The organism is Flavimarina sp. Hel_I_48 (genome assembly GCF_000733945.1).
GTDB lineage: Bacteria > Bacteroidota > Bacteroidia > Flavobacteriales > Flavobacteriaceae > Leeuwenhoekiella.
On record NZ_JPOL01000002.1, the window covers coordinates 956,295 to 982,449 of the forward strand.

The 26,155-nt window shown below is 40.9% G+C and carries 25 protein-coding genes; 17 read left to right on the plus strand and 8 right to left on the minus strand.

Features of this window, described 5'->3' with window-relative positions; genetic code table 11:
- Positions 1 to 40 precede the first annotated feature (40 nt).
- The 6 genes from P162_RS04350 (at position 41) to groL (ending at position 5,272) form a co-directional block, all read left to right on the plus strand.
- Positions 41 to 1,294: a sigma-54 interaction domain-containing protein gene (locus tag P162_RS04350; RefSeq protein ID WP_031426012.1), complete on the plus strand. Its 1,254-nt coding sequence runs from the start codon at positions 41 to 43 to the stop codon at positions 1,292 to 1,294.
- 110 nt (positions 1,295 to 1,404) lie between these two features.
- A complete protein-coding gene (locus tag P162_RS04355) occupies positions 1,405 to 1,890 on the plus strand; it encodes an LptE family protein (protein ID WP_031426013.1) in 486 nt (161 codons plus the stop codon).
- Positions 1,891 to 1,893: 3 nt separating this feature from the next.
- Positions 1,894 to 2,763, plus strand: coding sequence for a hypothetical protein (locus tag P162_RS04360; RefSeq protein ID WP_031426014.1), 870 nt, complete (start codon positions 1,894 to 1,896; stop codon positions 2,761 to 2,763).
- A gap of 6 nt (positions 2,764 to 2,769) precedes the next feature.
- Positions 2,770 to 3,126: a preprotein translocase subunit SecG gene (gene secG / locus P162_RS04365; RefSeq protein ID WP_031426015.1), complete on the plus strand. Its 357-nt coding sequence runs from the start codon at positions 2,770 to 2,772 to the stop codon at positions 3,124 to 3,126.
- Between the two features lie 148 nt (positions 3,127 to 3,274).
- Positions 3,275 to 3,550: a co-chaperone GroES gene (groES, locus tag P162_RS04370; protein WP_031426016.1), complete on the plus strand. Its 276-nt coding sequence runs from the start codon at positions 3,275 to 3,277 to the stop codon at positions 3,548 to 3,550.
- A gap of 78 nt (positions 3,551 to 3,628) precedes the next feature.
- Entirely contained in the window at positions 3,629 to 5,272 is a 1,644-nt protein-coding gene (groL, locus tag P162_RS04375) for a chaperonin GroEL (protein ID WP_031426017.1), read from the plus strand.
- A 205-nt stretch (positions 5,273 to 5,477) separates the two neighbouring features.
- On the opposite strand, the gene P162_RS04380 is transcribed toward groL, so the two are convergent.
- From P162_RS04380 to xrtF, 3 genes are read right to left on the minus strand one after another with little or no spacing between them, the layout of a single operon-like run.
- Entirely contained in the window at positions 5,478 to 6,029 is a 552-nt protein-coding gene (locus P162_RS04380) for a DUF3347 domain-containing protein (protein ID WP_051907774.1), read from the minus strand.
- A 29-nt stretch (positions 6,030 to 6,058) separates the two neighbouring features.
- Complete coding sequence (locus P162_RS04385; protein WP_031426019.1) at positions 6,059 to 6,493, minus strand: exosortase F system-associated membrane protein; 435 nt, start codon at positions 6,491 to 6,493, stop codon at positions 6,059 to 6,061.
- Positions 6,486 to 7,031: an exosortase family protein XrtF gene (gene xrtF / locus P162_RS04390; protein WP_031426020.1), complete on the minus strand. Its 546-nt coding sequence runs from the start codon at positions 7,029 to 7,031 to the stop codon at positions 6,486 to 6,488. Before xrtF ends, P162_RS04385 begins: the two co-directional genes overlap by 8 nt.
- A gap of 36 nt (positions 7,032 to 7,067) precedes the next feature.
- Between xrtF and P162_RS04395 the strand changes: the two genes are divergently transcribed.
- Complete coding sequence (locus tag P162_RS04395; RefSeq protein WP_031426021.1) at positions 7,068 to 7,526, plus strand: GAF domain-containing protein; 459 nt, start codon at positions 7,068 to 7,070, stop codon at positions 7,524 to 7,526.
- A 79-nt stretch (positions 7,527 to 7,605) separates the two neighbouring features.
- Here P162_RS04395 and P162_RS04400 read toward each other — a convergent pair whose 3' ends face one another.
- Complete coding sequence (locus tag P162_RS04400) at positions 7,606 to 8,862, minus strand: ABC transporter permease (RefSeq protein WP_031426022.1); 1,257 nt, start codon at positions 8,860 to 8,862, stop codon at positions 7,606 to 7,608.
- A 230-nt stretch (positions 8,863 to 9,092) separates the two neighbouring features.
- On the opposite strand from P162_RS04400, the gene purH reads away from it, so the two are divergent.
- From purH to rodA, 6 genes are all read left to right on the plus strand, one after another.
- Positions 9,093 to 10,619, plus strand: a complete 1,527-nt coding sequence (purH, locus tag P162_RS04405; RefSeq protein ID WP_031426023.1) for a bifunctional phosphoribosylaminoimidazolecarboxamide formyltransferase/IMP cyclohydrolase — start codon at positions 9,093 to 9,095, stop codon at positions 10,617 to 10,619.
- A gap of 71 nt (positions 10,620 to 10,690) precedes the next feature.
- Positions 10,691 to 11,719 (plus strand): rod shape-determining protein, encoded by a 1,029-nt coding sequence (locus tag P162_RS04410; protein ID WP_031426024.1) that lies wholly within the window; start codon positions 10,691 to 10,693, stop codon positions 11,717 to 11,719.
- A gap of 141 nt (positions 11,720 to 11,860) precedes the next feature.
- Positions 11,861 to 12,685, plus strand: a complete 825-nt coding sequence (gene mreC / locus P162_RS04415; RefSeq protein WP_031426025.1) for a rod shape-determining protein MreC — start codon at positions 11,861 to 11,863, stop codon at positions 12,683 to 12,685.
- The gene (locus tag P162_RS04420) at positions 12,675 to 13,181 is read left to right on the plus strand and encodes a hypothetical protein (protein ID WP_031426026.1); all 507 of its coding nucleotides are present in this window, start codon (positions 12,675 to 12,677) and stop codon (positions 13,179 to 13,181) included. Before mreC ends, P162_RS04420 begins: the two co-directional genes overlap by 11 nt.
- Positions 13,178 to 15,106 (plus strand): penicillin-binding protein 2, encoded by a 1,929-nt coding sequence (gene mrdA / locus P162_RS04425; RefSeq protein ID WP_051907775.1) that lies wholly within the window; start codon positions 13,178 to 13,180, stop codon positions 15,104 to 15,106. The genes P162_RS04420 and mrdA overlap by 4 nt, the downstream gene beginning before the upstream one ends.
- Positions 15,078 to 16,334 (plus strand): rod shape-determining protein RodA, encoded by a 1,257-nt coding sequence (gene rodA / locus P162_RS04430; RefSeq protein ID WP_031426028.1) that lies wholly within the window; start codon positions 15,078 to 15,080, stop codon positions 16,332 to 16,334. Before mrdA ends, rodA begins: the two co-directional genes overlap by 29 nt.
- 320 nt (positions 16,335 to 16,654) lie before the next feature.
- Here the strand turns inward: rodA and P162_RS04440 are convergent, their stop codons facing one another.
- The 3 genes from P162_RS04440 to P162_RS04450 form a co-directional block, all read right to left on the minus strand.
- Positions 16,655 to 17,464, minus strand: coding sequence for a DNA/RNA non-specific endonuclease (locus P162_RS04440; protein WP_031426029.1), 810 nt, complete (start codon positions 17,462 to 17,464; stop codon positions 16,655 to 16,657).
- A 70-nt stretch (positions 17,465 to 17,534) separates the two neighbouring features.
- A complete protein-coding gene (locus P162_RS04445; RefSeq protein ID WP_031426030.1) occupies positions 17,535 to 18,650 on the minus strand; it encodes an ABC transporter permease in 1,116 nt (371 codons plus the stop codon).
- Positions 18,651 to 18,678: 28 nt separating this feature from the next.
- Positions 18,679 to 20,889 (minus strand): carboxy terminal-processing peptidase, encoded by a 2,211-nt coding sequence (locus P162_RS04450; protein WP_031426031.1) that lies wholly within the window; start codon positions 20,887 to 20,889, stop codon positions 18,679 to 18,681.
- Between the two features lie 140 nt (positions 20,890 to 21,029).
- Here P162_RS04450 and surE point away from each other — a divergent pair, with 140 nt between their 5' ends.
- From surE to P162_RS04470, 4 genes are read left to right on the plus strand one after another with little or no spacing between them, the layout of a single operon-like run.
- A complete protein-coding gene (surE, locus tag P162_RS04455) occupies positions 21,030 to 21,806 on the plus strand; it encodes a 5'/3'-nucleotidase SurE (RefSeq protein ID WP_031426032.1) in 777 nt (258 codons plus the stop codon).
- A 48-nt stretch (positions 21,807 to 21,854) separates the two neighbouring features.
- Complete coding sequence (gene lpxB / locus P162_RS04460) at positions 21,855 to 22,973, plus strand: lipid-A-disaccharide synthase (protein WP_031426033.1); 1,119 nt, start codon at positions 21,855 to 21,857, stop codon at positions 22,971 to 22,973.
- 7 nt (positions 22,974 to 22,980) lie between these two features.
- Positions 22,981 to 23,472 (plus strand): C40 family peptidase, encoded by a 492-nt coding sequence (locus tag P162_RS04465; protein WP_031426034.1) that lies wholly within the window; start codon positions 22,981 to 22,983, stop codon positions 23,470 to 23,472.
- A 52-nt stretch (positions 23,473 to 23,524) separates the two neighbouring features.
- The gene (locus tag P162_RS04470) at positions 23,525 to 25,549 is read left to right on the plus strand and encodes a ComEC/Rec2 family competence protein (RefSeq protein WP_051907776.1); all 2,025 of its coding nucleotides are present in this window, start codon (positions 23,525 to 23,527) and stop codon (positions 25,547 to 25,549) included.
- Between the two features lie 7 nt (positions 25,550 to 25,556).
- Here P162_RS04470 and P162_RS04475 read toward each other — a convergent pair whose 3' ends face one another.
- Positions 25,557 to 26,102 (minus strand): thioredoxin family protein, encoded by a 546-nt coding sequence (locus tag P162_RS04475; protein ID WP_031426036.1) that lies wholly within the window; start codon positions 26,100 to 26,102, stop codon positions 25,557 to 25,559.
- Positions 26,103 to 26,155: the final 53 nt, after the last annotated feature.

Consider the following 26,155-nt stretch of genomic DNA (forward strand, 5'->3'; position numbering starts at 1 on the left):
ATAAATACACTATAAATTCCCCCTTCGGGGGCTAGGGGAAATGGAAAGCGTACAAGCAACCAAACAGCGCTTTGGCATTATAGGCGACGACCCTAAACTTAACCGTTCTGTCGAAAAAGCCATTCAGGTGGCACCTACTGATATCTCTGTTCTCGTTACCGGTGAAAGCGGTGTGGGTAAAGAAAGCATCCCACGAATTATCCATTCCCTTTCCCATAGAAAGCATAATAAATACATTGCCGTTAACTGTGGTGCCATCCCAGAAGGAACCATAGACAGTGAACTTTTTGGTCACGAAAAGGGGGCTTTTACAGGAGCGACAGCTTCCCGTAGCGGTTATTTTGAAGAAGCCGATGGCGGGACCATTTTTCTGGATGAAGTAGGTGAATTACCGTTACCTACGCAAGTCCGGCTTTTGCGGGTACTTGAAAATGGCGAATTTTTACGTGTGGGTTCCTCAAAAACCCAGAAAACCGATGTGCGCATTGTCGCCGCGACAAACGTAAACATGTTTGAAGCCATAAAAAAAGACAAATTTCGGGAAGATCTCTATTATAGGTTGAGCACTGTGGAAATTCACCTTCCGCCGCTGCGCGATAGAAAAGACGATATTCACCTGCTTTTCCGCAAATTTGCCTCAGATTTTGCCAATAAGTACAAAATGCCCACCATTCGGCTGGAAGATAACGCGATACAATTATTGTTAAAATACCGCTGGGGCGGAAACATTAGGCAGTTGCGCAATATTGCAGAACAAATTTCAGTTCTGGAACAGGAACGCGTCATAGGATTTGAAAAATTGCGCGGCTATTTACCTGACGCGGGATCAAATTTACCCGCAGTGGTAAAACCGAAATCAGGTGAAAGTGATTTCAGCAGTGAACGTGAGATTTTATACAAAGTTCTTTTTGACATGAAGGGTGACCTCAATGATCTTAAAAAGCTCACGCTTAAACTGATGGAAAAAGGTACAAGTGAAGCGGTAAAAGAAGAAAACAAAACGCTTATCAATAAAATTTACAGTGAAGATCCTGAAGACGAGTTTGAAAGCGCAGAAGATATAACGGAAGTGCTGCAGATCCCGCAAGAATCAAAACAGCAGGAAAATGGAAGCGATAAATATTCCTTTGCCGAAGATGTAGAAGAAGAGGAAACCTTATCGCTACAGGAAAAAGAACTTGAACTGATCATGAAGTCCCTGGAGCGCCACAGTGGTAAACGCAAACTTGCCGCAAAAGAATTGGGCATCAGCGAGCGTACCCTATATAGAAAGATCAAACAGTACGACCTGTAATCCCCCTAACCCCCAAAGGGGGAATTAAAATAAAAGGGATTTTTCACATGTACGTAAACGTTAAATCATAAAAAATCAACCTTTTGAATAAATTAAAGATCATCGGTTTAATGGGCTGTCTACTTCTGATGGTAGGCTGTAAATTTTATTCCCTGAGCGGTATTAGTATTCCCGCAGGAACGGAAACCTTTCAGGTAAACTATTTTCAAAACAATGCGCCGCTGGTAGAACCCGGCATAGAGCGTACGTTTACTTTTGCACTTCAGGATCTTATTCAAAATCAAAGCAGCCTAACCCTGGCGCCAAATGGAGGCGACCTTATTTACGAAGGGGAGATCGTAGATTATTATATTGCCCCACAAACTGCGACTTCAGATAATGTCGCTGCCCAGAACAGGCTTACCATTGCGATAAATGTGCGGTTTGTGAATACTAAGGTTGAAGATGGGAGCAAGGATTTTACCAAGCGTTATTCTTTCTTTGTTGACCGCCCGGCAAGCGAACAGTTTGTAGGTGGGGGCCTGGATGATGCGCTCGCAGAAATTTTTGAACGTATTACCCAGGATATTTTTAACGATTCGCTGGCAGACTGGTAATTTATGAACCTGGAAACTTTTACATACCTTCTGGAACATCCCGAACATATCACCGCCTCACAAACGGATGAGATGAAAGAGGTCGTCACAAGATATCCTTTTTTTCAGCCTGCACGCGCGCTTTACCTCAAAGTCCTGAAAAATCAGGAAAGTTATAGATACAACAAAGAATTGAAACGCACAGCCGCTCAGACGCAGGACAGAAGTGTTCTCTTTGAATTCATTACTTCTTCTATTTTCAATCAAAATGTCATAAACAGCCAGATCAAACAGCAAGAAGAACGGCTTCATAATATGACCGTCAATGGGGCGCTGAATATTTCCAAACAGGTGGAAGAGGAAGAACTTCAGAAAGCGTACACTATTCTTGATCCAGATTTCTTTGAGCCGAAAGCATCGGAAAATACTGCAAAAGCAAGCCCTCAAGAAATCCTTGAAACTGGAAAACCCTTGGATTTTACAACAGATGAAACCCACTCCTTCAGTGAATGGTTAAAAATCACCTCTTTTAGCCCTATAGAGCGGAAAAATGAACCGAATTTAGGCGAAAATGAGGCAAAAAAGGAAGAAATTCCCCCAGCCAACCCAGAACGCAAGCGCAAAATAAAACTCATAGACCAGTTTATTGCAAACAATCCCAAGATCAAGATGAAAGCTAAGGAGGAAGCTCAGATCAAAAACATTCCCGAGGTCAAAAACGTACCCGATGAGGCGCTAATGACCGAAACATTGGCAAGGGTTTACGTCGAACAAAAAAACTATGGCAAGGCGAAACAAGCCTATAAAATTTTAAGTTTGAAATATCCGGAAAAAAGTGGTTTCTTTGCAGACCAAATTCGGGCAATAGACGAATTACAGGACTTTAAAAAATAACCAATTATGTTTTTAATATTTTTAGGACTCATTGTGATAGTGGCATTTTTGCTGATCGTAGTGATTATGGTACAGAACCCAAAAGGTGGCGGATTATCCTCTTCATTTGGTGGAGGAGGCACCCAGCAAGTAGGAGGCGTTAAGAAAACCACAGACTTTCTTGACAAAAGCACCTGGGCATTGGCAACTCTTTTGCTTGTGCTTATCCTAATTTCAAATGTAACTATTTTTGGCCGTGGGGATTCATCAGAATCCAAGATCATCCAGGGCTCTGATGTTGAGAATATAGTACCTGCAGCTCCTGCCCAGGAAGCACCTCAAAATATTGCTCCATCAACTACAGAAGACAATACCGACAATTAAATTGACAACTTTGTCGTACTAATTATAGAGACCGCAATATTGCGGTCTTTTTTTTGTCGTTTTGTCAGCAACTGTGGAGTGGCATAATTTCTGCCTTTTAGCAAATGAAATTTAAAAGAAATTGTTCAACTTAAAAAATAATAAAACAATGGGAGTAAACATCAAACCACTTTCAGACCGGGTCTTAATTGAACCTATGGCTGCAGAGACTAAAACAGCTTCAGGACTCTATATCCCTGATACAGCTAAAGAAAAGCCACAGCGTGGTAAAGTAATTGCAGTAGGAAGCGGTAAAAAAGATCACGATATGACCGTTAAGGAAGGTGACACCGTACTTTATGGTAAATATTCTGGTACTGAACTTAAATTAGAAGGTACAGATTATCTTATCATGCGTGAAGAAGATATCCTGGCCATAGTATAACGGCAGCTTTTACTTCTTAGATTATAGTTTATTAATAATAAGACATTTTCGCTAAGCGAAAATTTACAAATATATAAAATGGCAAAAGACATAAAATTTGATATTAAAGCACGCGACGGGATCAAACGTGGCGTAGATGCATTAGCAAACGCAGTAAAAGTAACCCTGGGGCCAAAAGGTCGTAATGTTATCATCAATAAATCCTTTGGCGCACCACAAGTGACTAAGGATGGTGTAAGCGTTGCAAAAGAAATAGAGTTAAAAGATCCGCTCGAAAATATGGGCGCTCAGATGGTAAAAGAAGTTGCTTCTAAAACCAACGATCTTGCGGGTGACGGTACCACTACCGCAACCGTACTTGCTCAGGCAATCGTAACAGAAGGCCTTAAAAACGTAGCTGCCGGTGCAAATCCTATGGATTTAAAGCGTGGTATTGACAAAGCTGTAGCTGCCATTACCGCTAATCTTGAACAACAAGCTGTTGAAGTAGGAAATTCTTCTGAAAAAATTAAGCAAGTTGCTTCAATTTCTGCCAATAATGATGATGTTATAGGTGATTTGATTGCCAAAGCATTTGGAAAAGTTGGTAAAGAAGGAGTAATTACCGTAGAAGAAGCTAAAGGTACAGATACCTATGTGGATGTAGTTGAAGGTATGCAGTTTGACCGTGGTTACCTTTCCCCCTATTTTGTTACTGATAGTGAGAAAATGCAAACTGAACTGGAGAATCCATATATCTTGCTTTTTGACAAGAAGATTTCTTCAATGAAAGATTTGCTTCCTGTATTGGAGCCTGTTGCACAATCAGGTAAGCCGTTGCTTATCATCGCAGAGGATGTAGATGGTGAGGCACTTGCGACTTTAGTGGTGAACAAATTACGTGGTGCGCTTAAAATTGCAGCTGTAAAAGCTCCAGGCTTTGGCGACCGTCGCAAAGCAATGCTAGAAGATATCGCAATCCTTACTGGTGGTACCGTAATAAGCGAAGAGCGTGGGTTTACATTAGAGAATACCACTATTGATATGCTGGGTACTGCAGAGACCGTGACTCTGGATAAAGACACGACCACTCTTGTAAACGGTGCTGGTAAAAAAGAGGATATTCAGGCACGTGTAAGTCAGATTAAATCTCAGATCGAGACGACCACAAGTGATTATGACCGTGAAAAACTTCAGGAGCGTCTTGCTAAATTAGCAGGTGGTGTTGCCGTACTTTATGTAGGTGCTGCTTCAGAAATTGAAATGAAGGAGAAAAAAGACCGCGTAGATGATGCACTTCACGCAACCAGAGCAGCGGTTGAAGAAGGAATCGTAGCTGGTGGTGGAGTAGCATATGTACGTGCTAAAAAGTCACTTGAAAACCTTGAAACGATCAATATGGACGAGACAACTGGTGTTCAGATCGTATTCAAAGCTATTGAGGCTCCACTGCGCACCATCGTTTCTAACGCAGGTGGTGAAGGTTCTGTAGTTATTGCAAAAGTAATTGAAGGAAAAGAAAACTTTGGTTATGACGCGAAAACGGAAACTTACGTAGATATGCTTAAAGAAGGTATTATTGATCCTAAGAAAGTAACCAGAATTGCCCTTGAGAACGCGGCTTCAGTTGCTGGAATGATCCTTACTACCGAATGTGCCCTTTTTGACATCCCAGAAGAAAACGCTGGTGGTGGTGGCCAAATGCCCGGAGGGATGGGCGGCGGTATGCCAGGCATGATGTAATACACATTTAAATTCAGTATACTGAATTTTAAAAAGCCACTTCATTTTATTGAAGTGGCTTTTTTTATTGGTTTTACCCAAACTATAAATCTTAAGATTTTAAAAACTGCCTCTTTAATCCCTATTTTACAGTAAAAAACCACCTGTTTTAAGCTAAAAACAGGTGATTTTCTTATTAAATAGACTCTTTTAAGGTAAAATATATTTATTCCAATTTGCCTTCTACTGTTCCGCAATTGAGCATCTTATCGCCAAAATACGGATTCTGTATCTGTTCCTCATTAGCTAACCAGTACGCACCCTTTCCATTAAATGCCATTGGGCAATAGTCATAGTAGATGGTGCCTGATGATATTTTACCTTCCACCATGTTCTTTACAACCGCAGTGAATGCGGAGAAACTTTTCCGTTGCTCCTCAATATCCTGGGTATTTGCCATTATAGAAATACTTTCCCTAAGACCCGTAGATTCAAGCTCTGGCCCGGTAGATTTCAGTAATTCTACCGCAACCATTTTAGCGGTTTTAGCATCAGAATTAACCAGGGCGGTCTTAATCTTATTGTATTGATCATATACAGATGATGCGAGTTCATCATCTATGACCGCACTTCTCTCTGCGGAAACATGTTTATTCAGTTCCTTTTTCTGCGCCATAGTGTCGACTTCTATAAGTTGCTCCTGTGCTTTATTTTCCGATTTATTTTCACCGCAGGCCATTAAAAAGGCTGCCAGGCTATAAACAAGTATTTTTTTCATGTTTTCTTATTTTATACAAATATACAAACCTATTCCCGTATTTGGCTTTGATAATAAAAAGCCGGCAACAAAAGGATCACAAACAAAGGCTGAATCAAAAACCGCCGCACATAAAAAAGTGTAAGATAACGGTCTGGGCTGTAATTATTTAAAAGATAGAAGTAAGCGCTTAAAAGAACAATATATACAAAGACGTAGAAAACCAGCGAAAATTTTACGATCGCGACTTCGGCAAAAGCCACATAAAGAATAAGCAGCGAGATGATCGTATTTAGCCAAAACCGAAAACTTATAGAAATAAAAACCTCCCATAGTTGAAGTGATGGCAATTGATTTTCTTCAAGGTAACCACCTTTAAAATAAACGAGCAACGGATCGTAAAATAAACGTTCTTCAAAAAAACGCACCAGGCAAAGGGCTATGAACAAAAGAAAAACTATTCCAATTTTAGACCATTTACCCATGATTTTTACCTTTAAATATAGCTACCCAGTAAAGCCATAATAAAAATACAAAACCATAAATAGCTGCTGGAAAAATTATAGTATGCAGAAATTCTGTATACTCAGGGTACTCATAAATTGCCATCACCAATAGCACGATTCTTAAAATGTTGATCACATAGATTCCCATGCTACCCAGAATGATAAAAACAAGTGTTCTTTTTAATCCGTTGTAGAAAGCCAATACAAAAGACCAGAAAAGTATGATCACGCTTATGCTATTACAACCTTCTACCACGCGCGCCATGAGCTGGTCATTTACCATTAAATTCATAGCGGCCTCCTCAGCATGCGGGAGTATCATGGCTTGATATCCTATAGCGTTCAACAACCAGTTGCATTGTTGTGCTACCACATGAGTAATGTAATCAGGATAGTACAATTGGCTTTCAGCTTGCTCCAGATACATACTGTAAAGCAAGGTTAGTATAATATAGGTACCTAAAAAAGTAAGGATAAATCGGAGTACCGACTTATATTTGCCCAGTAATTCTATCAAGATAATGTGGGTTTAAAACCCTAAAAGTACGTAAAAATGACATTCGAAGCACTAAAACCCCAGGTATCAGATATTTTAAATAATAATGCGATTGAAGCAGATGAGCGTTTACAGAAAGTCTGTGATCTATTAAAAGAAAATATAGCGCATTACAACTGGGTAGGTTTTTATTTTAGGAATGGAGATAAACCTGAACTTTTACTTAGAAAATTTGCCGGCAAACAAACAGATCATACCGTAATCCCCTTTGGTCGCGGTATTTGCGGACAGGTAGCTCTTTCAAACCAAAATTTTGTTGTTCCAGACGTTGCCGCTCAGGACAATTACATAGCATGCAGTATTGATGTAAAGTCTGAAATCGTGGTTCCGTTATTTGTAAATGGAGAGAACATAGGTCAAATAGATATTGACTCGAACACACCAGATCCCTTTACTAAGGAGGACGAGCGTTTTCTGGAATGGGTCAATAAAGAAGTTGCGCTGATTTTAGAATAAAAAAGCCCTAAAATTTGTAACAAGGTATCGATTTTGTTCAATAAAACGGCGTTTTTGCTCAAAAGACGCCGTTTTTAATTTACATTCCTGTGCGTATCGCTTCAACAGGATCCAGGCGCGACGCCATTACCGCAGGAACTATACCGGCAATAAGACCAATGAAAATGGAAGAAAACATTCCGTAGAATATATTTTTGAGGGAAAGTATAAATTCAAAATCACCCGTAAATTGCGATGCTATCAGGGTTATGATCCATACCAGGAATAAACCTATAAGTCCGCCAAGAATCGCCAGTATGATAGACTCAAAAAGAAACTGTAAGAGGATAAAGCGGTTTTTTGCGCCCAATGCTTTTTGAATACCTATTAGATTCGTTCGTTCTTTTACGCTAACAAACATGATGTTCGCTATCCCAAAGCCACCTACCAATAAGGAAAACAAGCCTATAAACCCGCCAATGGTGGACATAGTGCCCGTAATATTATCCACAAAATCTGCGAATCCCTGCAACTGGTTAACAAAAAAATTGTTGACCTCACCAGGTTTAAGTCCTCTAAACTGACGCAGGCGCTGTGCAAGAACCGCAGTGAATTCTGGTATATCAGTTCCTTCCTCAGGACGTACATTTATTTGTGGAAATGCCGATTTATTATTACTACCGTAGATACGTCTTACTATATTGACCGGCAAAATGACCATACCATCTTTAGAAGGTCCAAATAGACTCGAACCTTCTTTTTTCAAAACTCCGATTACTGTTAAACGTTGACCATAAAGACGCACTTCTTTTCCCAATGGATTTACTGTACTGCCAAATAAACCTTCCCTAATTTCATCGCCTAGGATAATTACTGGAGCCCCCCTATTAGATTCAGATTCGTTGAAGAAACGACCATCAACAAACTGTAAGGTCTCAATATCGTTATAACCCTCTGTTGCAGGATTTATACTTACTCCGGTCACCAATTTGTCGCCATATTTAATAGTTTCTTGAGCCACGTTTAGGCTAAAAGAAACGGCAGCAAGATCAGGTACTTCCCGTTTTATAAACTGGTACTCATCATAAGTAACATCGGGAAATTGTTCTCTTTTCCACTGAGGGATTTCAGATGGGCCAAAAGAAAACCGCATGAGGATCATCGTGCTGTTATCTAATGAAGATAAGCTGCCCTTGATCTCTGCTTTAAGGGAATCTACAGCGGCAAGCACACCTATAATACTAAAAATACCTATGGTCACTCCCAGAAGGGACAGCATGGTGCGCAGTATATTGTTGCGCAACGCATTTATCGCAAACGCAAGACTCTCTTTTAAAACCCTGAGGTAAATTAACATACAGTTGTGTTTTCCTTACGCTTTATAGGACGCAAGTTGTCGCTTAACGTTACAGATTTAAAGTTATAAAATACGCTGATATGCTTTTAATTTTTAGTGGTTAAATGCATACTTTTGCAGCTTATTCAAAAACCTCTGGTCAACTACCCGAGAAAATTATAAAATATTCTGGAAAGTTAGGGGCAAGCCTTGACTATTTAGACCCTTGACAGGGATAAAAAAATTCACGCATGAGCAATGCCATACAGGCCAGGGCCGCACTAGTTTCCGTATTTAGTAAAGAAGGACTTGAGCCTTTGATAAAAAAATTACATGAACTGGGTGTTACCCTTTATTCCACAGGTGGTACGGCACAGTTTATCAAAGATCTGGATATCCCTGTTAAAGCGGTAGAAGACGTTACCTCCTACCCTTCTATTCTGGGCGGTCGTGTAAAAACATTGCATCCTAAAGTCTTTGGCGGGATTTTGAACCGACAGGAAAACACGAGCGATCAGCAGGAAATGGAAGAATATGACATACCGCAGCTTGATATCGTGATCGTAGACCTGTATCCTTTTGAAAAAACGGTGGCTTCTGGCGCTGTGGAACAGGATATCGTAGAAAAAATAGATATTGGTGGCATCTCGCTTATACGCGCTGCTGCGAAAAATTTTAAAGATACGTTGTGCGTTTCTTCCGTAGAGGATTATGACGAAGTGCTACAGATGATCACCACTGGTGAAGGCAGTACAGAACTTGCGGACCGCAAAAGGTTTGCCGCAAAAGCGTTCAACATTTCCTCGCATTACGATACTGCGATCTTCAATTATTTCAATAATGAGGAGCAAGTTTATAAAACCAGTATAAAACAGGCAAAAACGCTTCGTTATGGTGAAAATCCGCACCAAAGTGGCACTTTTTATGGCGATTTTGATGCCGTTTTTAACCAGTTGCACGGTAAAGAACTTTCTTATAACAATTTGCTGGATGTGGACGCAGCAGTCAATTTAATGGCTGAATTCAATGCGGAAAAACCCACTTTTGCCATTTTAAAACACAACAATGCCTGTGGACTGGCCCAGCGGGAAACCCTGCGTGAAGCCTATGTAGATGCTCTTGCCGGAGATCCTGTTTCTGCTTTCGGCGGAATTTTGATCTGCAATACGGAGATAGATGAAGCCACCGCTCAGGAAATCCATAAGCTTTTTTGCGAAGTGGTCATTGCCCCGTCTTTTTCCGCGGAAGCACTAGAACTGTTGAAAGGGAAGAAAAACCGGGTACTTTTAGTTCAAAAACAGGCAGAAATGCATGAAAACCTCGTTCGCAGCTGCCTTAATGGCGTACTCGTACAGGACAAAGATCACAAAACCGATAAACAGGAAGATCTTGATTTTGTAACTAACAACAAACCGGACCAAAAAGAGTTAGAAGATTTATTGTTTGCCTCAAAAATATGCAAGCATACCAAGTCAAACACCATCGTTTTTGTAAAGAATGGGCAGCTTTATGCAAGCGGTACGGGGCAGACCTCTCGTGTAGATGCGCTGCGACAGGCTATAGACAAAGCAGTTTCCTTCAACTTTGATCTAAAAGGAGCGGCAATGGCCAGCGATGCATTCTTCCCATTTCCAGACTGTGTTGAGATAGCGGGCAACGCAGGGATCACCTCTGTTATACAACCCGGTGGCTCTATAAAAGATCAGTTGAGCATAGATTATTGCAATGCAAATAAAATCGCAATGGTAATGACCGGAACACGTCATTTTAAGCATTAAAATGCATTTATTTTAACTATATTTAGGCAGTATTAAAAAATTAGCATAAACCTCAATCCCCCTCACAGCTTATGGGCTTTTTTGACTTCTTAACAGAAGAAATTGCAATAGACCTGGGTACGGCAAATACCCTTATCATACATAGCGGCAAAGTAGTCGTTGACAGCCCTTCAATAGTGGCGCGTGACAGAACGACCAATAAAATTATTGCCGCTGGCAAAGAAGCGGCCATGATGCAGGGAAAAACCCATGAAAATATAAAGACCATAAGACCTTTAAAAGATGGGGTGATTGCAGATTTTGACGCCAGCGAGCAGATGATCAGCATGTTTATCAAAGAAATCCCTGCTTTAAAAAAGAAACTCTTCCCCCCAGCCCTGCGCATGGTGGTGTGTATTCCTTCTGGTATTACAGAAGTTGAAATGCGTGCGGTAAAAGAAAGTTGTGAGCGCGTCAACGGCAAAGAGGTGTATCTTATTCATGAACCTATGGCGGCAGCGATAGGTATAGGTGTGGATATCATGCAACCTAAAGGAAACATGATCGTGGATATAGGAGGTGGTACCACAGAAATTGCGGTGATCGCCCTGGGCGGTATCGTTTGTGACAAATCCATCAAGATTGCAGGAGATGTGTTCACAAATGATATTATCTATTACATGCGTACGCAGCACAACTTATATGTAGGGGAGCGTAGTGCAGAAAAGATCAAAATACAAATAGGTGCAGCCACGGAAGATTTAGAAACTCCACCAGAAGATATGAGCGTTCAGGGACGTGACCTGCTAACCGGGAAACCAAAACAGGTTCAGATTTCTTTTAGGGAAATTGCAAAAGCTCTGGATAAATCCATTTTGCGTATCGAGGATGCGGTAATGGAAACTTTATCTCAAACGCCACCAGAACTCGCTGCAGACATTTATAACACGGGTATTTATCTTGCCGGTGGCGGAAGTATGCTCCGTGGTCTGGACAAGCGCCTTTCTTTAAAGACAGATCTTCCCGTTTATATCGCAGAAGATCCCTTGCGTGCCGTGGTACGTGGTACGGGAATCTGCTTGAAAAATCTTGCGAAATTTAAAAGTGTCCTTATAAAATAAGTGTTTTCTGAAGATTATCCAGCTCATAATATGTGGCCTTGATTGCTAATAAACAATTATACTGGGCTGGATCCATAATACGATATACTTGTAGTCAGAAAATAGATACCTACCGTCCATCCCATAAGTTCTGAATGATCCATGCAGCAAATACTCAATATTTTAATCAAGTACAGAAATTTTTTATTATTTCTGGTACTGCTGCTACTATCCTTATTTTTTACAATACAGTCCCACTCTTATCATAGGAGCAAATTTGTAAACTCGGCGAATTTTCTTTCTGGCGGGATTTATACTTCCCTTAGTGATGTTTCGACCTATTTCAACCTTAAAACCTATAATGAACAATTGCTCGAGGAGAACAGGATGCTGCGTCAACAGCTGTTCAATACGATAGATACGGTACTTGTAAAAAAGGATACCGTACGATTTGATGGAACATATAAGTTTTATAAGGCGCGCGTGATCAATAACAACTATGCCCTGCGTGATAATTTTATAACCCTTCGAGCAGGTACGCGGGATAGTATTACCAAAGATTTAGGGGTAATTACCAGTAAGGGTATTGTAGGCGTTATTGACCAGGTCTCCAATAAATTTTCTACCGTGGTCAGCATATTAAACAGTAATTCCCAGATCAACGCAAAACTCAAAAAGAGTGGGCATTTTGGAATTTTAGAATGGGACGGAAAAGACTCAAATATCGTAAAGCTTGTTGATGTACAAGAAAAAGCACCAGTGGCAAAGGGAGACACGATCATTACCGGCGGAATGAGCACAATTTTTCCAGAAGGAATAGGAATAGGTACGGTTAGTAATTTTAAATTAGATGCCAGTGAAAATTATTACGATATAAACATCAAATTATTCAATGACATGACCAATCTGGGCCATGTGTATATTATCAAAAACCTGGATCGCAATGAAATTGAAATCCTAGAAGAGCAGACCAGCGATGAACAATGATTTTATAAGAAATAGCCTGCGCTTCATCTTTTTGATACTTGCCCAGGTACTTATTTTCAACCATGTCAATTTTTTAGGCTTCATAAATCCGTATCCCTACGTACTTTTTATTCTCCTATTTCCTATAGGTGATAATAAGGGTCAGCTTATACTCTTAAGCTTTTTACTGGGCATAACACTTGATATGTTTAGCAATAGCGGTGGGATGCATGCTGCCGCAAGCTTAGTCATGGCCTACTCCAGACCATGGGTGCTGCGATCTGTATTCGGTGTGGCTTATGAATACAACACCATTCGCATTGCGAATATTTCGTTTACAGAGCGCTTTATTTACATTATAATTTTGGTTTTTATTCACCATTTTACCTTGTTCTTACTGGAGACCTTTAACGTTTCTGATATACTATATATACTTAAAAAGACGTTATTCAGTGGTATATTCACCCTGATTTTATGCTTGATTTTCATAACCCTGTTCAGCGTTAAACGCAAATGAGGAAACTGCTTCTATTTACAATTGTCATACTCTCTGGTTTTGCTTTTACCGGGCGTCTGCTCTATTTGCAGGTGCTCGATGACTCATTTGTGGGCTTATCTGAAAACAATGCGATCAAACGGCTTTACGATTATCCGCAGCGAGGGCACATTTACGACCGTGAAAACAAACTACTCGTAAGCAACCAGCCGTCTTATGATGTCATGGTCATACCCAGGGAAGTAAAAGCATTTGATACCCTGGAATTTTGCGGACTTTTAAAAATGGACAAGGAAAAACTGATGGAACGTCTCGACAAGGCGCGCGTATATTCCCCCAGATTGCCTTCCGTTATTATCCCGCAACTTACCAAATCTGAATTTGCGTACCTTCAGGAAAAAATGCGCAAATACGAAGGTTTTTATATTCAGAAGCGCTCTTTAAGGGATTATCAAATAGAATATGGCGCGAATTTTCTGGGCTATATTGCCGAAGTGAACAACCGGGATATTAAGAGAAATGCCTATTATCAATCTGGTGACTTAATTGGACGACAAGGTGTAGAAGAGTTTTATGAGAAAACACTTCGCGGGGTAAAAGGTGTAAAATACCTTCAAAAGGACCGTTTCAATCGGGATATTGGCTCCTATAAAAAAGGTAGCCTTGATACATTGCCACAAAAAGGAAAAGACTTACACCTTACCATTGATTCTGAACTTCAGAAATATGGTGAGAAACTTATGGTCAACAAGCGCGGTGGCGTTGTTGCCCTTGAACCTTCAACAGGTCAAATACTTGCTTTGGTCGCCGCGCCCAACTATGACCCGGCGCTCCTTGTGGGGCGTGAACGTTCTAAAAATTTTACAGACCTCTATTTGGACAGTATAGCAAAACCACTTTTTGACCGCGTACTTAAAGGGGAATATCCTCCGGGATCTCCATTCAAAACTTTAAACGCACTCATTGCACTGCAGGAAAATGTGGTAGATACAAAGGAAAGTTTTGCCTGTCATGGCGGCTTTTATTACGCCCGGGGTGCTAAATTAGGTTGCCACCATCATAAAAGTCCGTTGAGTATGATTCCCGGTATTGCAAATTCCTGCAATGCCTATTTTGGAAACGTGTATCTACGGGTGATAGAAAAATATGCTACTCCGCAAAAGGGAATAGATGCCTGGAAAAAGCATTTGGAAAGTTTTGGACTCAACAACTATATGGGATATGATCTGCCTAATGGAAGCAAAGGCAAAATCCCTGGTAGTGAGCTGTACAATAGAGCCTACGATTATCCCAACTATAAATGGTATGCGACCGCTACAGTCTCTAATTCCATAGGACAGGGAGAAGTACTCACCACACCCATGCAGTTGGCAAATGTTACCGCTGCAATAGCAAATAGGGGTTGGTACTATACACCACATATCATCAAGAGCATAGAGGGCGTTGAAGAAGAAATACCTAAGGAATACCGCACAAAACACCATACGACAATAGATCCAGAAAACTTTGACCCTGTGGTTCAGGGAATGGCAGATGTTTATAATTATGGTACGGCGGAAGCTTTGCAAATTCCAGATATTGAAATGTGTGGAAAAACCGGTACAGCCGAAAATTTTGCCAAAATAGATGGCAAAAGGGTGCAACTGACAGATCATTCCATATTTGTCGCGTTCGCACCAAAGGATAACCCTAAAATTGCCATAGCGGTTTTTGTGGAAAATGGCTATTGGGGTGGTCGTTATGCCGGTAAAATTGCAAGCCTTATGGCAGAAAGTTATTTAAAAGGCGAGGTTACCCGTACAGATCTTGAAGACTGGGTACTCACTCACAGCCTCAAAGAAGAATATGAAAAACCATTAAGTGGAAAACCATTCCCTATCAATGATGGAAAAAAAATAAGTGGGAAATTTTTAGAAGATGACAAAAAGATCAACGGGAAACTTTGATTGGATACTCATTATCCTGTTTCTCGCCCTGGTGAGCATAGGATGGATGAACATATACTCAGCCTCCCTGGACCCTGAAGCGGTTTCAGGGAGTTTTGATTTTTCAAACCTATACACAAAACAATTTGTGTGGATTGTACTGAGTTTTGTGCTCATTGTATTTATCCTCTTTCTTGATGCCAAATTCTTTGAGCGTTTTTCCAGTGTAATTTATATAGGATCCCTGCTCTCGTTGCTGGGCCTCTATGTTTTTGGTAAAGAAATCTCAGGAGCAACAAGCTGGTATGACCTGGGCGGTTTTAGTATTCAGCCCAGTGAATTCGCGAAAGCAGCAACGGCACTTGCCCTTGCCAAATACCTGAGTGACATTCAGACCGATGTTGCATCCTTTCAGCATCAGTTAAAAGCATTTCTTATAATTGCATTGCCCGCTGTTTTTATAGTTCCACAACCAGATCCAGGATCAGCGATCGTGTATGCGGCATTCTTTTTCCCGTTATATCGAGAAGGTCTTTCCGGGATTTATCTGATTATTGGCGTGACCATAATCAGCCTTTTTGTTTCCACACTTGCCTTGGGGCCTTTATATGTTTGTTTGGCAATTCTGGTAATTACTATTGGTCTGTTTTTCGTAAAAAGAAAGAAAAGAATTAGCAAAAGGCTATTTATTATTCTCCCTATGGTCTGTATGGCGCTCGTGTTTTCAGTAAATTATATTTTTGAAAATGTCTTTGAGCAGCGGCACCGTGACCGGTTTAATGTGGTACTGGGGAAAGAAGTCGATGTTAAGGCCATAGGCTATAATACCCGCCAGTCTGAAATTGCCATAGGAAGCGGTGGCTGGACGGGACGGGGGTTTTTAAAAGGAACGCAGACGACCGGAAATTTTGTGCCAGAACAGCATACCGATTATATCTTTAGTACCGTGGGGGAAGAATGGGGTTTTCTGGGAAGTACTTTTGTCGTGTTCTTATTTGTGGCCCTTATGACACGCATCATCTTTCTGGCCGAAAAACAGAAAAATCAATTCAGCAGAATTTACGGTTACAGCGTGGCAGGGATACTTTTTATCCACTTTTTAATCAATATAGGCATGGTTACGGGTGTTTTTCCCACGGTGGGAATACCACTTCCATTTTTCAGTTATGGTGGTTCCGGCTTGTGGGGCTTTACCATTCTCCTTTTTATTTTTGTACGCCTTGATGGGAACAGACTTAATGAGTGGTAAGCTAAGGTTGAAGGTTGAAGGTTGAAGGTTGAAGGTTGAAGGTTGAAGGTTGAAGGTTGAAGGTTGAAGGTTGAAGGTTGAAGGTTGAAGGTTGAAGGTTGAAGGTTGAAGGTTGAAGGTTGAAGGTTGAAGGTTGAAGGTTGAATACGTAAAAGTTAAAATTTTTAATCTTACTTTTATTACTACCTACGGTTTTTAGCGTATAAAATTCTTCCTCTTAGAATATAATGGTTTTTTAAAAACTATTTGGCTGTGTTTTCTACAATCTCTTCACTAGGAAATACTTGCTAAGATGTTCCTGAATTGTGATATCCTTGAATTTACCTAAAACTCCAGTTCTTATAATCTGAAGAAGCCTCCAGTTTATTTTCTATGGAATCTTCTAACTTTGGAAAAAAATCAATCCCGGTAAGCTCCTCGACTTCATCAACTGATACGACAAATTCCTGCAACCCCTTGTCTGACTTCTCGTGAGGGAAGAGAAAAGCGATCATGGTATACTCTTCTCCCCTTTGATCCAAAAGGATTTTATAAAAATGTGAGGGCACGGTAACTTCTTCCTCTCCTATGCTCAAGGATTTATCTTTGAGAATTCCTCCGGTTACGATATACACGCCATCATATTTATCTGCCCAATAGCGCACTTTTTGTTCCAGACGGTTCCAGATACCGCTATTGAAAGGATGCCGCTGCGGCGAAATATTACTCGTCAAAAAGGTTTCTAGATAGGCCTGCTTGTCAAACTTGCGGTCGCCAGCGGGGCATAAATGCCCTCTGTCATATCCAGAACCCCTATAATTGCGCCAGTCTGCCGCACCGGTAGAAACATCTGGATCAATTTCAAAATAAGGCCGCTCATAACTTTTGCCCGTTAGTTGTGCTTTTGTCAATGCATAAGCTACCCACTCTGCCTGCTCATCAGGTTCACTATACGAAAGTGTATAATAGTTATGGTAAACAATTTGACCGGTCGTTGATGTGGGCAACAAAGAGATATCAGCAACCAGTCCACTTTGCCTATTTGATTGTACATTTTTTTCCTTATCAGAGGTATTTATTGACTGTTCTGCCCAATAAATAAGGGCTATTGCAATAAAAAGGATTATAGGGTAAATAAACTTTCGGTTCATATTAAAAAGAGTGAAATTTCATTCCGAAAAGGCCAAAAAACGACCATTTATGGGTGAATATGAGTTAAAATCAGGCACTTTTTACATCAAGGGCATCACGAAGCGCATTTCCCATGAGCATAAATGCCATAACGAGCAACATAATTGCAAGTCCAGGAATTATGGCCAGGTAGGCCTTACCAAGAATGATGTAGGAATAATGATCTTTTATCATTGCTCCCCAACTGGGAACGGGCGGCTGTGCCCCTATTCCCAAAAAACTGAGGCCGCTTTCTATCAATATGGCACCGGCAAAATTAGCTGCCGAAATGACGATTACGGGTGCCATAATATTCGGTAAAATATGCCGAGTGACAATGCGGTAATCCTTGTACCCTAAAGCACGTGCCGCGGTGACGTACTGCATCTGTTTTACGCTTATAACCTGCCCGCGCACAACACGCGCGACTTCTACCCACATGGTAAGCCCCACGGCTATAAAAACCTGCCAAAAACCTTTTCCCAGCGCTAGGGTAATCGCAATGACAAGTAAAAGTGTGGGAATAGACCAGGTAACGTTGATAAGCCACATAATGGCAGCATCTACACGCCCGCCATAATAACCGCCCAGGGCACCTAAAGATATACCTATCAAAAGGGAAATTATAACGGCCACAAAACCTATACTAAAGGAAATACGCGCCCCTATAAGCATGCGACTAAGCAAATCGCGGCCGTATTTATCTGTACCCAAAATAAATGTATGTTCCTTAACGTATTCCTGAGCAAATAGCGTTTTTAAGGTTACCACATTGGGATCAAAAAATGAAAGATCAATCGTTTTGGTTAGCGTTTCACCTCCATTTTCAACATAGGGTGTGTACTCGACGCTATTGCCATGCAGCGTAAAATCACTAATGGGAATTTCAGTTCCGGTATCTTTTATACCCGTGAAGTACCGGCCCAGCCAACTCTGTTCTATCGTATCCCCTGGCACCCTGAGCATACTCACGGTAAAGCCAGGCTTTTTTGAATGAATGGAGAGATGCATCTGGTTTGCATTCTGGGAATCGTCTGGGGCAAGCACATAAGCAAATACCGCGAGCAGGCCTACCGCAACGATAAATATAAAACTAAAGACGCCCCAGAAATTCTTTTTGAACTTCTGGAGCGCCAATTGCGTTAAGGAATTTGCCTGTTTTGCCATTCTTACCGGTAAACAATTAAAACACTAATTATTGTTTAACCCCTGCAACTTTACCGTGTTTAATGGCATTTACTTTAAGATCCTCAAGTACGTTTATGGCCTCTTCCATATAAACATCTTTATTGAGGCTCTTGTGCCAACGCTCTCTTTTTTCCTGCAAAACGGTATCTTGTTTAAACATGGCCCTCTCATAGGGAAGCGATGAATAACTAAGATTGGAATTGTATTTTGTCAAAGCATCAAAACTTTCAGCTTCTTTGTCATTTTCTGAAATTTTAGACTTATAAGCCTCGTAGTTGAGCGGCCATACGACATCGCCCTGCTTCGATTTGATCCACTGGGCGTTTTTATCTATCAGTTGCAATTGAGAGTTTTTGGCCATACGTGCTTTGCTGTTCTTAATGGTCTCATCATAATCAATATAACCATCCCACGTCTTATAATCTGCTGCAGCTATTTTATCCCATGGTAAAGGATTGTCCATATCTTTCTCACCTATATCAATATAACTATAGCGATCTGGAACCACAACATCACTTTTAACACCTTCAAGTTGGGTAGAACCACCATTAATCCTATAAAATTTTTGCGTGGTAAGTTTTAAAGCCCCCATATCGCCATAATCATTTTCACGTATCCAGCGGTTCAGGTCATAAACATTCTGCACGGTACCTTTACCATAGGTTTGCTTGCTACCTATAATTACAGCCCTTTTGTAATCCTGCATAGCAGCCGCGAGAATTTCGCTAGCCGAAGCCGATATTTCATTTACTAAAATCACAAGTGGACCATCCCAAAGAATATCCTTACTCTTGGCCTTTAAAATCTCAGGTTCTTCCCCATTCGATTTCACTTGTACCACCGGGCCCTCTTTAATAAATAGACCAGCAATGTCAACTACCGTAGAAAGGGAACCACCTCCATTGTTACGTAGATCAATGATAATACCTTCGGCATTTTGTGCTTTAAGGCGCATGATTTCTTTCTCAATATCTGTAGCTGCATTACGCTGTTGCGTATTTTCCATGTTAAAGTAAAACTTCGGAAGATTGATCACTCCAAACTGACGGTTATTCTTCTCTACAACGGCCGTTTTTGCATAGGTTTCTTCTATTTCAACAACATCGCGCGTGATGGTAATATTCTGGATAGAACCATCTGCTTTTTTCCTTACATTAAGGGTTACATCTGTTCCTTTAGGGCCTTTTATAAGTTCTACCGCATCATCCAGTCGCATACCAAGTATACTTGTCGCTACTTCATCATCTGCCTGTTTTACCTTAAGGATAATATCGCCCTCTTCAAGTTCCTCCTGACGCCAGGCCGGGCCGCCTGAAATTATTTCGGTAATCTGAACCTCGTTGCTTTTTTTCTGTAAACGAGCACCAATTCCCTGAAACTGACCGCTCATCTGCATATCAAAACGATCTTTTTCTGTAGGTGCAAAATAATAAGTATGCGGGTCAAATTCTTCTACAATTGCATTGATATAAACCGTAAAATAATCCTTGCGCTCTAGTTCATTTGTAAATTCAAAATACTCGTCAAGGGCCATTTTTGTATCCTCGCGCGCTGCTTGCTCAAGTTCTGTATCTGTCTTTGCCGTTGCGGTCGTATCTTTTGCCGAAGCTACCACAGTTTCAGCTGAATCAACCTCACCTTCTTCGGTATTATCAAAATCTTCCTCATTAAATGCTGATGATTGTGCTCGTTCAGTGTCCTCCTTTTTGTCAAAATAAGAACCAATAGTGTTGAACTTAAGTTGCTGTTTCCAGCGTTCCTTGAGTTCCTTTTCGCTGGTTGCGTAACCCATCTTATCGTAATCCGTATTTATGGAATCTGCCTCACTAAAGTCAAAAGGGGTATCAAGAATGGAGGTATAAATTCCTTTGGCATCTTCCATGCGCTTCATGAGACGGTTGTAGGCCAAATCAAAAAAAACGAACTCTTCATTCTTGATCTGGTCGTCTATTTGAGTTTCATATTTGGCAAAATCATCAATATCACTTTGCAGAAAATACCTTTTTAGCGGATCAAGACTTGTTAGGAAATCCTTGTAAACTGCCTTGGAAAAATCATCATCCATTGCTTTTGCATCATAGTGACCGCGCTCAAGCACATAGGATATTAACTGAATAAGGACTTTATCTTTTTTAGGGTCTGGATCACTAGTGGTAAAACTGCAAGAAGCAGCCCCAAGTAGTAAAGCCAACACTAGTACTTTAACATTTTTGATCATAATTCTTCGCATTTTCATCTTTTCAAACAATGTGTATTAAAAACCGTGCCATCAACCGCGCTTCGGAAAAATTATTGTTAAACCAAAAACGGAATTAAGGAGAGGTAATTTAGTATTTTAGCAGCAGAAACAAAACCTATATGTCCGTTAAAAAGCCCCTTATTTTAGTGACCAATGATGATGGCATTACCGCACCCGGAATACGCGCTCTCATAGAAGTGATGAAGACACTGGGCGAGGTCATTGTTGTAGCGCCAGATAGCCCCCAGAGCGGTATGGGCCACGCTATAACCATTAACGACACTATTTATTGTGACCCTGTAAAACTGAAGAAAAACGTTGCCCATAAAGAGTACAGCTGTTCTGGCACTCCGGCAGATTGTGTTAAGATAGGCAAACAGGAGATACTTCCCCGCACGCCAGACCTGTGCGTAAGCGGTATAAATCATGGCTCAAACTCTTCGATTAACGTTATATATTCTGGTACCATGAGCGCGGCGGTTGAAGCCGGCGTCGAGGGGATTCCCGCTATAGGCTTTTCCCTTTTGGATTATTCCCTTGATGCAGATTTTGAACCGTGCAAGCGTTTTATCAAAACAATTGCGCAGCACGTCCTTAAAAATGGAATGGCGCCCGGCGTTGTACTCAACGTAAATATTCCGAAATTGAGCGAAAAAGAGATTAAGGGAATTAAGATCTGCCGACAGGCCAAGGCACGATGGGTGGAAGATTTTGACAAACGTCAAAATCCACAGGGTCGTGACTATTACTGGTTGACCGGTAAGTTTGTAAATGAAGATAAAGGTGAAGACACTGATGAATGGGCCTTGGAAAACGGTTATATTTCTGTCGTGCCCATTCAGTTTGACCTCACCGCACATCATTATATAAATGAGCTGAATTCCTGGGAATTATAACCTAAAAATGGCCAAAAACCGATCAAAAACAGCTAAAAACCTCCTGTAATGAAATATTATCTGATTGCCGGTGAGGCTAGCGGAGACCTGCATGCATCAAACCTGATGAAAGCATTATATGCAGAGGATGCTGAAGCAGACATTAGATTCTGGGGCGGCGACCTTATGCAGGAAGTGGGCGGCACACTCGTAAAACATTATCGTGACCTGGCATTCATGGGTTTTATGGAAGTGGTCATGAACCTGCGCACCATTTTTAAAAACCTATCCTTCTGTAAAAAAGATATATCCCACTTTAATCCAGATGTTATCATTTACATCGATTATCCAGGTTTTAATTTCCGTATTGCAAAATGGGCCAGGAAAAAGGGGTATAACAACCAGTATTATATTTCGCCACAGTTATGGGCGTGGGATGAAAAACGTATCAAAGCCGTGAAAAGGGATATTGATGCGATGTATGTCATCCTCCCTTTTGAGAAAGATTTCTACGAGAAGAAACACAATTTCCCAGTTCATTTTGTGGGCCATCCACTTATTGATGCTATTTACGGAAGGGAAAGACCGGTACCGAAAAACTTCAGAAAAGACAATAACCTGGATGATCGCGACATCATCGCACTGCTACCTGGTAGCCGAAAACAGGAAATCGAGAAAATGATGAAAATCATGTTGAGCGTTCTCGACGACTTCCCGCACTATCAGTTCATCATTGCCGGTGCGCCCAGTCAGGACAGGGAATTCTACGCGCCCTACTTAAAGAAAAAGCAAGTGCATCTGGTCATGAACAAAACCTATGACATCCTGAGCATGGCTACTGCGGCGCTGGTAACTTCCGGTACGGCAACGCTGGAAACCGCTCTTTTTAAAGTACCCGAAGTGGTTTGTTATAAAGGCGGCAGAATATCTTACGAGATCGCAAAAAGACTGATCAAACTGGAGTATATATCCCTGGTCAATCTTATTATGAATCGAGAGGTGGTAAAAGAACTTATTCAGGCGGAATTGAATACTAAAAACCTTAAACAGGAACTGACCAAAATCCTTCAAAAAGATAAACGTAAACAGCTTTTTGAAGATTATTTCAATCTGGAAAAGAAACTGGGCGGCGTGGGCGCAAGTAAAAATACAGCTTCGCTAATTGTCAAGTCCATAACAAAGCGATAAAACATTCATGCGGAAAATTCTGTACTTCATAACGCTAAGTATTCTACTGATTTCCTGCGGAAGTACTAAATCTGCACGGAAAAGTGGCGAGACCAAATACTATGAGGTGCCAAGCGATAAACGCCTGGTAAATATCGTCAATGACGCCCTCAGCTTTCAGGGAACGAACTACAAATGGGGCGGCACTACCAGAAAAGGCATGGATTGCAGCGGGCTGGTCTATACCGCGTTTAAAAGTGAACAGATTCTATTGCCACGGGTAAGCCGCAATATGGCGCAGGAAGGTACCCGTATAAAAACAGGGGAAGTCAACATAGGCGACCTGCTGTTTTTTAGGACTGATGGGAGCAAAAGGATCAATCATGTAGGTCTGGTGGTAGATATTAGACCGGGAGAAATCGTTTTTATTCATTCCACTACTTCGCGCGGGGTCATTATCTCTTCCTTAGAAGAAAAATATTGGAAAAAAGCCTATATAGAGGCCCGCAGGATTATATAATGTGCTGATATTTTGACTATTATTGTAAAGAGGAACCCAATTCCAACGTACAATGAAAGGTTTTAACCATCCCATTTTCAATCTGCTCTGCTGCCTTGTCGCAGGTATTGTTCTGCAAAAATGGCTAACCTTTTCTGTTCCTAAAACTGCACTTTTCACCCTAATATTGGCAATTTTTGCCCTTATTTTTCACCTTTTATTCCGTAAACGGAAAAATTTCTGGCTCAGTCTCCCGCTGTACGCTTGTTTTGTAAGTATCGGCATACTTACCACGATAGTAAACGATCCACTTCAGGAGGAAACACATTTCAGGAACCACGTTCACGAGCGCGGCCTTATATCCCTGAGCATTCAGGAGGTTTTAAAACCCACCAACTACGCGCGGCGCTATGTGGCAGGAGTCAATCAAATAAATGCCCAAAATACCACCGGAAAAGTCCTGCTAACCATTGCACGAGACAGTACAACCGAACTTCAGCGCCATTCAAAACGCTTTGAAGTTGACAACGTACTTGCTTTACAAAGCACTATCAAAACAATTCCCAAACCACGAAATCCTTACCAATTTGATTACGCCGGGTATATGTCAAATTTGGGAATTCATGGACAAATTTATACTCATAATAAGGAAATCTTCATTTTAAGTCAAAACATAAGTTCTGCTTACGGGTTTGCCGCACGGCTTCGTAATTTTCTTCAACAACGTTTGATAAAATACGATTTTGCACCCCGGGAATGGGGCGTGATCAATGCACTGCTTCTGGGACAACGTCAGCAACTTTCTCCAGAAACGCGCCAAAATTATATAGATGCCGGTGTGATTCATATCCTGGCAATTTCTGGTTTGCACGTGGGCATTATCCTTTTTTTGCTTCGTTTTATTTTTAAACCTTTAGGCAACAAACGTACTATGCGGCGACTAAGAAGCATACTGGTTATTCTTGGCGTCTGGATATTTGCCTTTATTGCCGGCCTTTCACCTTCGGTTTTACGAGCGGCCACGATGTTCACGTTCTTACAAATTGGGCTCGCCAGTAACCGGAAAAATGGTGGGATGAACGGCCTCATCGCTTCGGGGTTTTTCCTGTTGCTTATTGATTCCTCGCTCTTGTTTCAGGTAGGTTTTCAGCTCAGTTATGCCGCGGTGTTTTTCATTTTATGGCTGCAACCGTCAATTTATGCGCTATGGAAGCCGAAAAACCGGATTTTAAGCTATTTCTGGGGTGTTTTTTCGGTAACCTTTACTGCCCAACTGGGTGTTTTACCGCTGAGCTTATTTTATTTTCATCAGTTTTCAAGCTTGTTCTTTATATCGAATATACTCGTGATTCCATTTTTGGGAATTGTGCTTGGAGTCGGGATTTTCAACCTTATTTTGGCCGCTTTTGGTGTACTTCCGGCAATTTTTGCCGAAGCTTACGAACATCTTGTGCGCGTGCTCAATGATTTTATATTCCTGATGGCTGGGTTTGATACGTGGATATACAAACACATTTACTTTAGTACAGGTTTGCTCGTTTTGACCTATTTAGTAATCGTAAGTAGTGGAAGATTTATTAGAAATCTTAAGTACAACACTCTGATCTTTATGCTAGTCAGCTTTTTGATACTGATATCCTATACCATTTTCGAAAAGATTAATAAAAAAAAAGGGCATATTACCGTTCTTCATCAATATAAAGAAAGTACACTTATTGAAGAACATAGTGGTACGTTACGCCTGTTTTCTGACAGTGAGAGCGATGCTAAAATTATTGGTCTATATCAGGAGAACACTCGGGTAGAACAAATTCAGAAAAAAAACATAGGGAATTATTACATCCATAATAACAAAGAAGTTTTGATCATAGACAGTCTGGGCATATACGCGATTGAGGGTGCGAAACCCGATTATATTTTGCTGCGGCAGTCGCCCAAAATCAATCTAAACCGCCTGCTAAAGAAATACCCTGATGTTGAACTTATCGCAGATGGCAGCAATTACAAAAGTTACATCGAACGCTGGGAAACTACTTGCGCAAAAGAAAAAATCCCTTTTCACAGCACGTATGAAAAGGGAGCTTTTATTGTAAAATAAGGTTTATTTATTCTTTAAAAGTACTTACAAAATTATCTTGATATTTTTTCCAGGCTTCGGAAGTAGTGACCTCTTTATAAGCATCAGTAGCTACGAGTTTTAAAAATAACTCTAACTGTTTCGGTGTATGATAACCGGGTACAGGCTGGATTAGATCTCCGCTTTCATTGAAGAAAACCATACTGGGATACGCATTGATCTTGAGTGCATGCGCCAGGAAATGCTGGCTGTTACGGCCTTTACGATCCGGGTCGTGATTGGGGTTCGTGTACTTAAAATCCTTATAGGTGATCTCCTCAGTGCCTTCGGCGTTAAATTTTACAGGGTAAAAATTTTCATTGATATAAGTAGCAACATCGTCATTTGAAAACGTGTTTTTATCAAGCAGTTTGCACGGTCCACACCAGTCTGTATAGACATCCATAAAAATCTTTTTGGGATTTTCCTTTTGTGCGGAAAGCGCTTCGTTCATGTTCATCCACTTGATTTTGCTCTGTGCGGGAAGAATATGAACGAACACTAAAATTATCAATGCAGTGAATAACGTCTTCATCTTAACTTGTTTTTTAGGTCATGACTTCAAAAGTTGTTCCAAAAGAACTCAAA

Bases quoted from the DNA above. Each gene is read 5' to 3' on its own strand.
- secG (WP_031426015.1), top strand. From the start codon at position 2,770: ATGTTTTTAATATTTTTAGGACTCATTGTGATAGTGGCATTTTTGCTG.
- surE (WP_031426032.1), top strand. From the start codon at position 21,030: ATGTCCGTTAAAAAGCCCCTTATTTTAGTGACCAATGATGATGGCATT.
- P162_RS04385 (WP_031426019.1), bottom strand. From the start codon at position 6,493: ATGGGTAAATGGTCTAAAATTGGAATAGTTTTTCTTTTGTTCATAGCC.
- P162_RS04395 (WP_031426021.1), top strand. From the start codon at position 7,068: ATGACATTCGAAGCACTAAAACCCCAGGTATCAGATATTTTAAATAAT.
- P162_RS04400 (WP_031426022.1), bottom strand. From the start codon at position 8,862: ATGTTAATTTACCTCAGGGTTTTAAAAGAGAGTCTTGCGTTTGCGATA.
- P162_RS04440 (WP_031426029.1), bottom strand. From the start codon at position 17,464: ATGAACCGAAAGTTTATTTACCCTATAATCCTTTTTATTGCAATAGCC.
- mrdA (WP_051907775.1), top strand. From the start codon at position 13,178: ATGAGGAAACTGCTTCTATTTACAATTGTCATACTCTCTGGTTTTGCT.
- groL (WP_031426017.1), top strand. From the start codon at position 3,629: ATGGCAAAAGACATAAAATTTGATATTAAAGCACGCGACGGGATCAAA.
- groES (WP_031426016.1), top strand. From the start codon at position 3,275: ATGGGAGTAAACATCAAACCACTTTCAGACCGGGTCTTAATTGAACCT.
- lpxB (WP_031426033.1), top strand. From the start codon at position 21,855: ATGAAATATTATCTGATTGCCGGTGAGGCTAGCGGAGACCTGCATGCA.
- P162_RS04465 (WP_031426034.1), top strand. From the start codon at position 22,981: ATGCGGAAAATTCTGTACTTCATAACGCTAAGTATTCTACTGATTTCC.
- rodA (WP_031426028.1), top strand. From the start codon at position 15,078: ATGACAAAAAGATCAACGGGAAACTTTGATTGGATACTCATTATCCTG.
- P162_RS04360 (WP_031426014.1), top strand. From the start codon at position 1,894: ATGAACCTGGAAACTTTTACATACCTTCTGGAACATCCCGAACATATC.
- P162_RS04380 (WP_051907774.1), bottom strand. From the start codon at position 6,029: ATGAAAAAAATACTTGTTTATAGCCTGGCAGCCTTTTTAATGGCCTGC.
- P162_RS04350 (WP_031426012.1), top strand. From the start codon at position 41: ATGGAAAGCGTACAAGCAACCAAACAGCGCTTTGGCATTATAGGCGAC.
- P162_RS04445 (WP_031426030.1), bottom strand. From the start codon at position 18,650: ATGGCAAAACAGGCAAATTCCTTAACGCAATTGGCGCTCCAGAAGTTC.
- P162_RS04410 (WP_031426024.1), top strand. From the start codon at position 10,691: ATGGGCTTTTTTGACTTCTTAACAGAAGAAATTGCAATAGACCTGGGT.
- P162_RS04475 (WP_031426036.1), bottom strand. From the start codon at position 26,102: ATGAAGACGTTATTCACTGCATTGATAATTTTAGTGTTCGTTCATATT.
- P162_RS04450 (WP_031426031.1), bottom strand. From the start codon at position 20,889: ATGATCAAAAATGTTAAAGTACTAGTGTTGGCTTTACTACTTGGGGCT.
- purH (WP_031426023.1), top strand. From the start codon at position 9,093: ATGAGCAATGCCATACAGGCCAGGGCCGCACTAGTTTCCGTATTTAGT.
- P162_RS04355 (WP_031426013.1), top strand. From the start codon at position 1,405: ATGGGCTGTCTACTTCTGATGGTAGGCTGTAAATTTTATTCCCTGAGC.
- P162_RS04470 (WP_051907776.1), top strand. From the start codon at position 23,525: ATGAAAGGTTTTAACCATCCCATTTTCAATCTGCTCTGCTGCCTTGTC.
- mreC (WP_031426025.1), top strand. From the start codon at position 11,861: ATGCAGCAAATACTCAATATTTTAATCAAGTACAGAAATTTTTTATTA.
- P162_RS04420 (WP_031426026.1), top strand. From the start codon at position 12,675: ATGAACAATGATTTTATAAGAAATAGCCTGCGCTTCATCTTTTTGATA.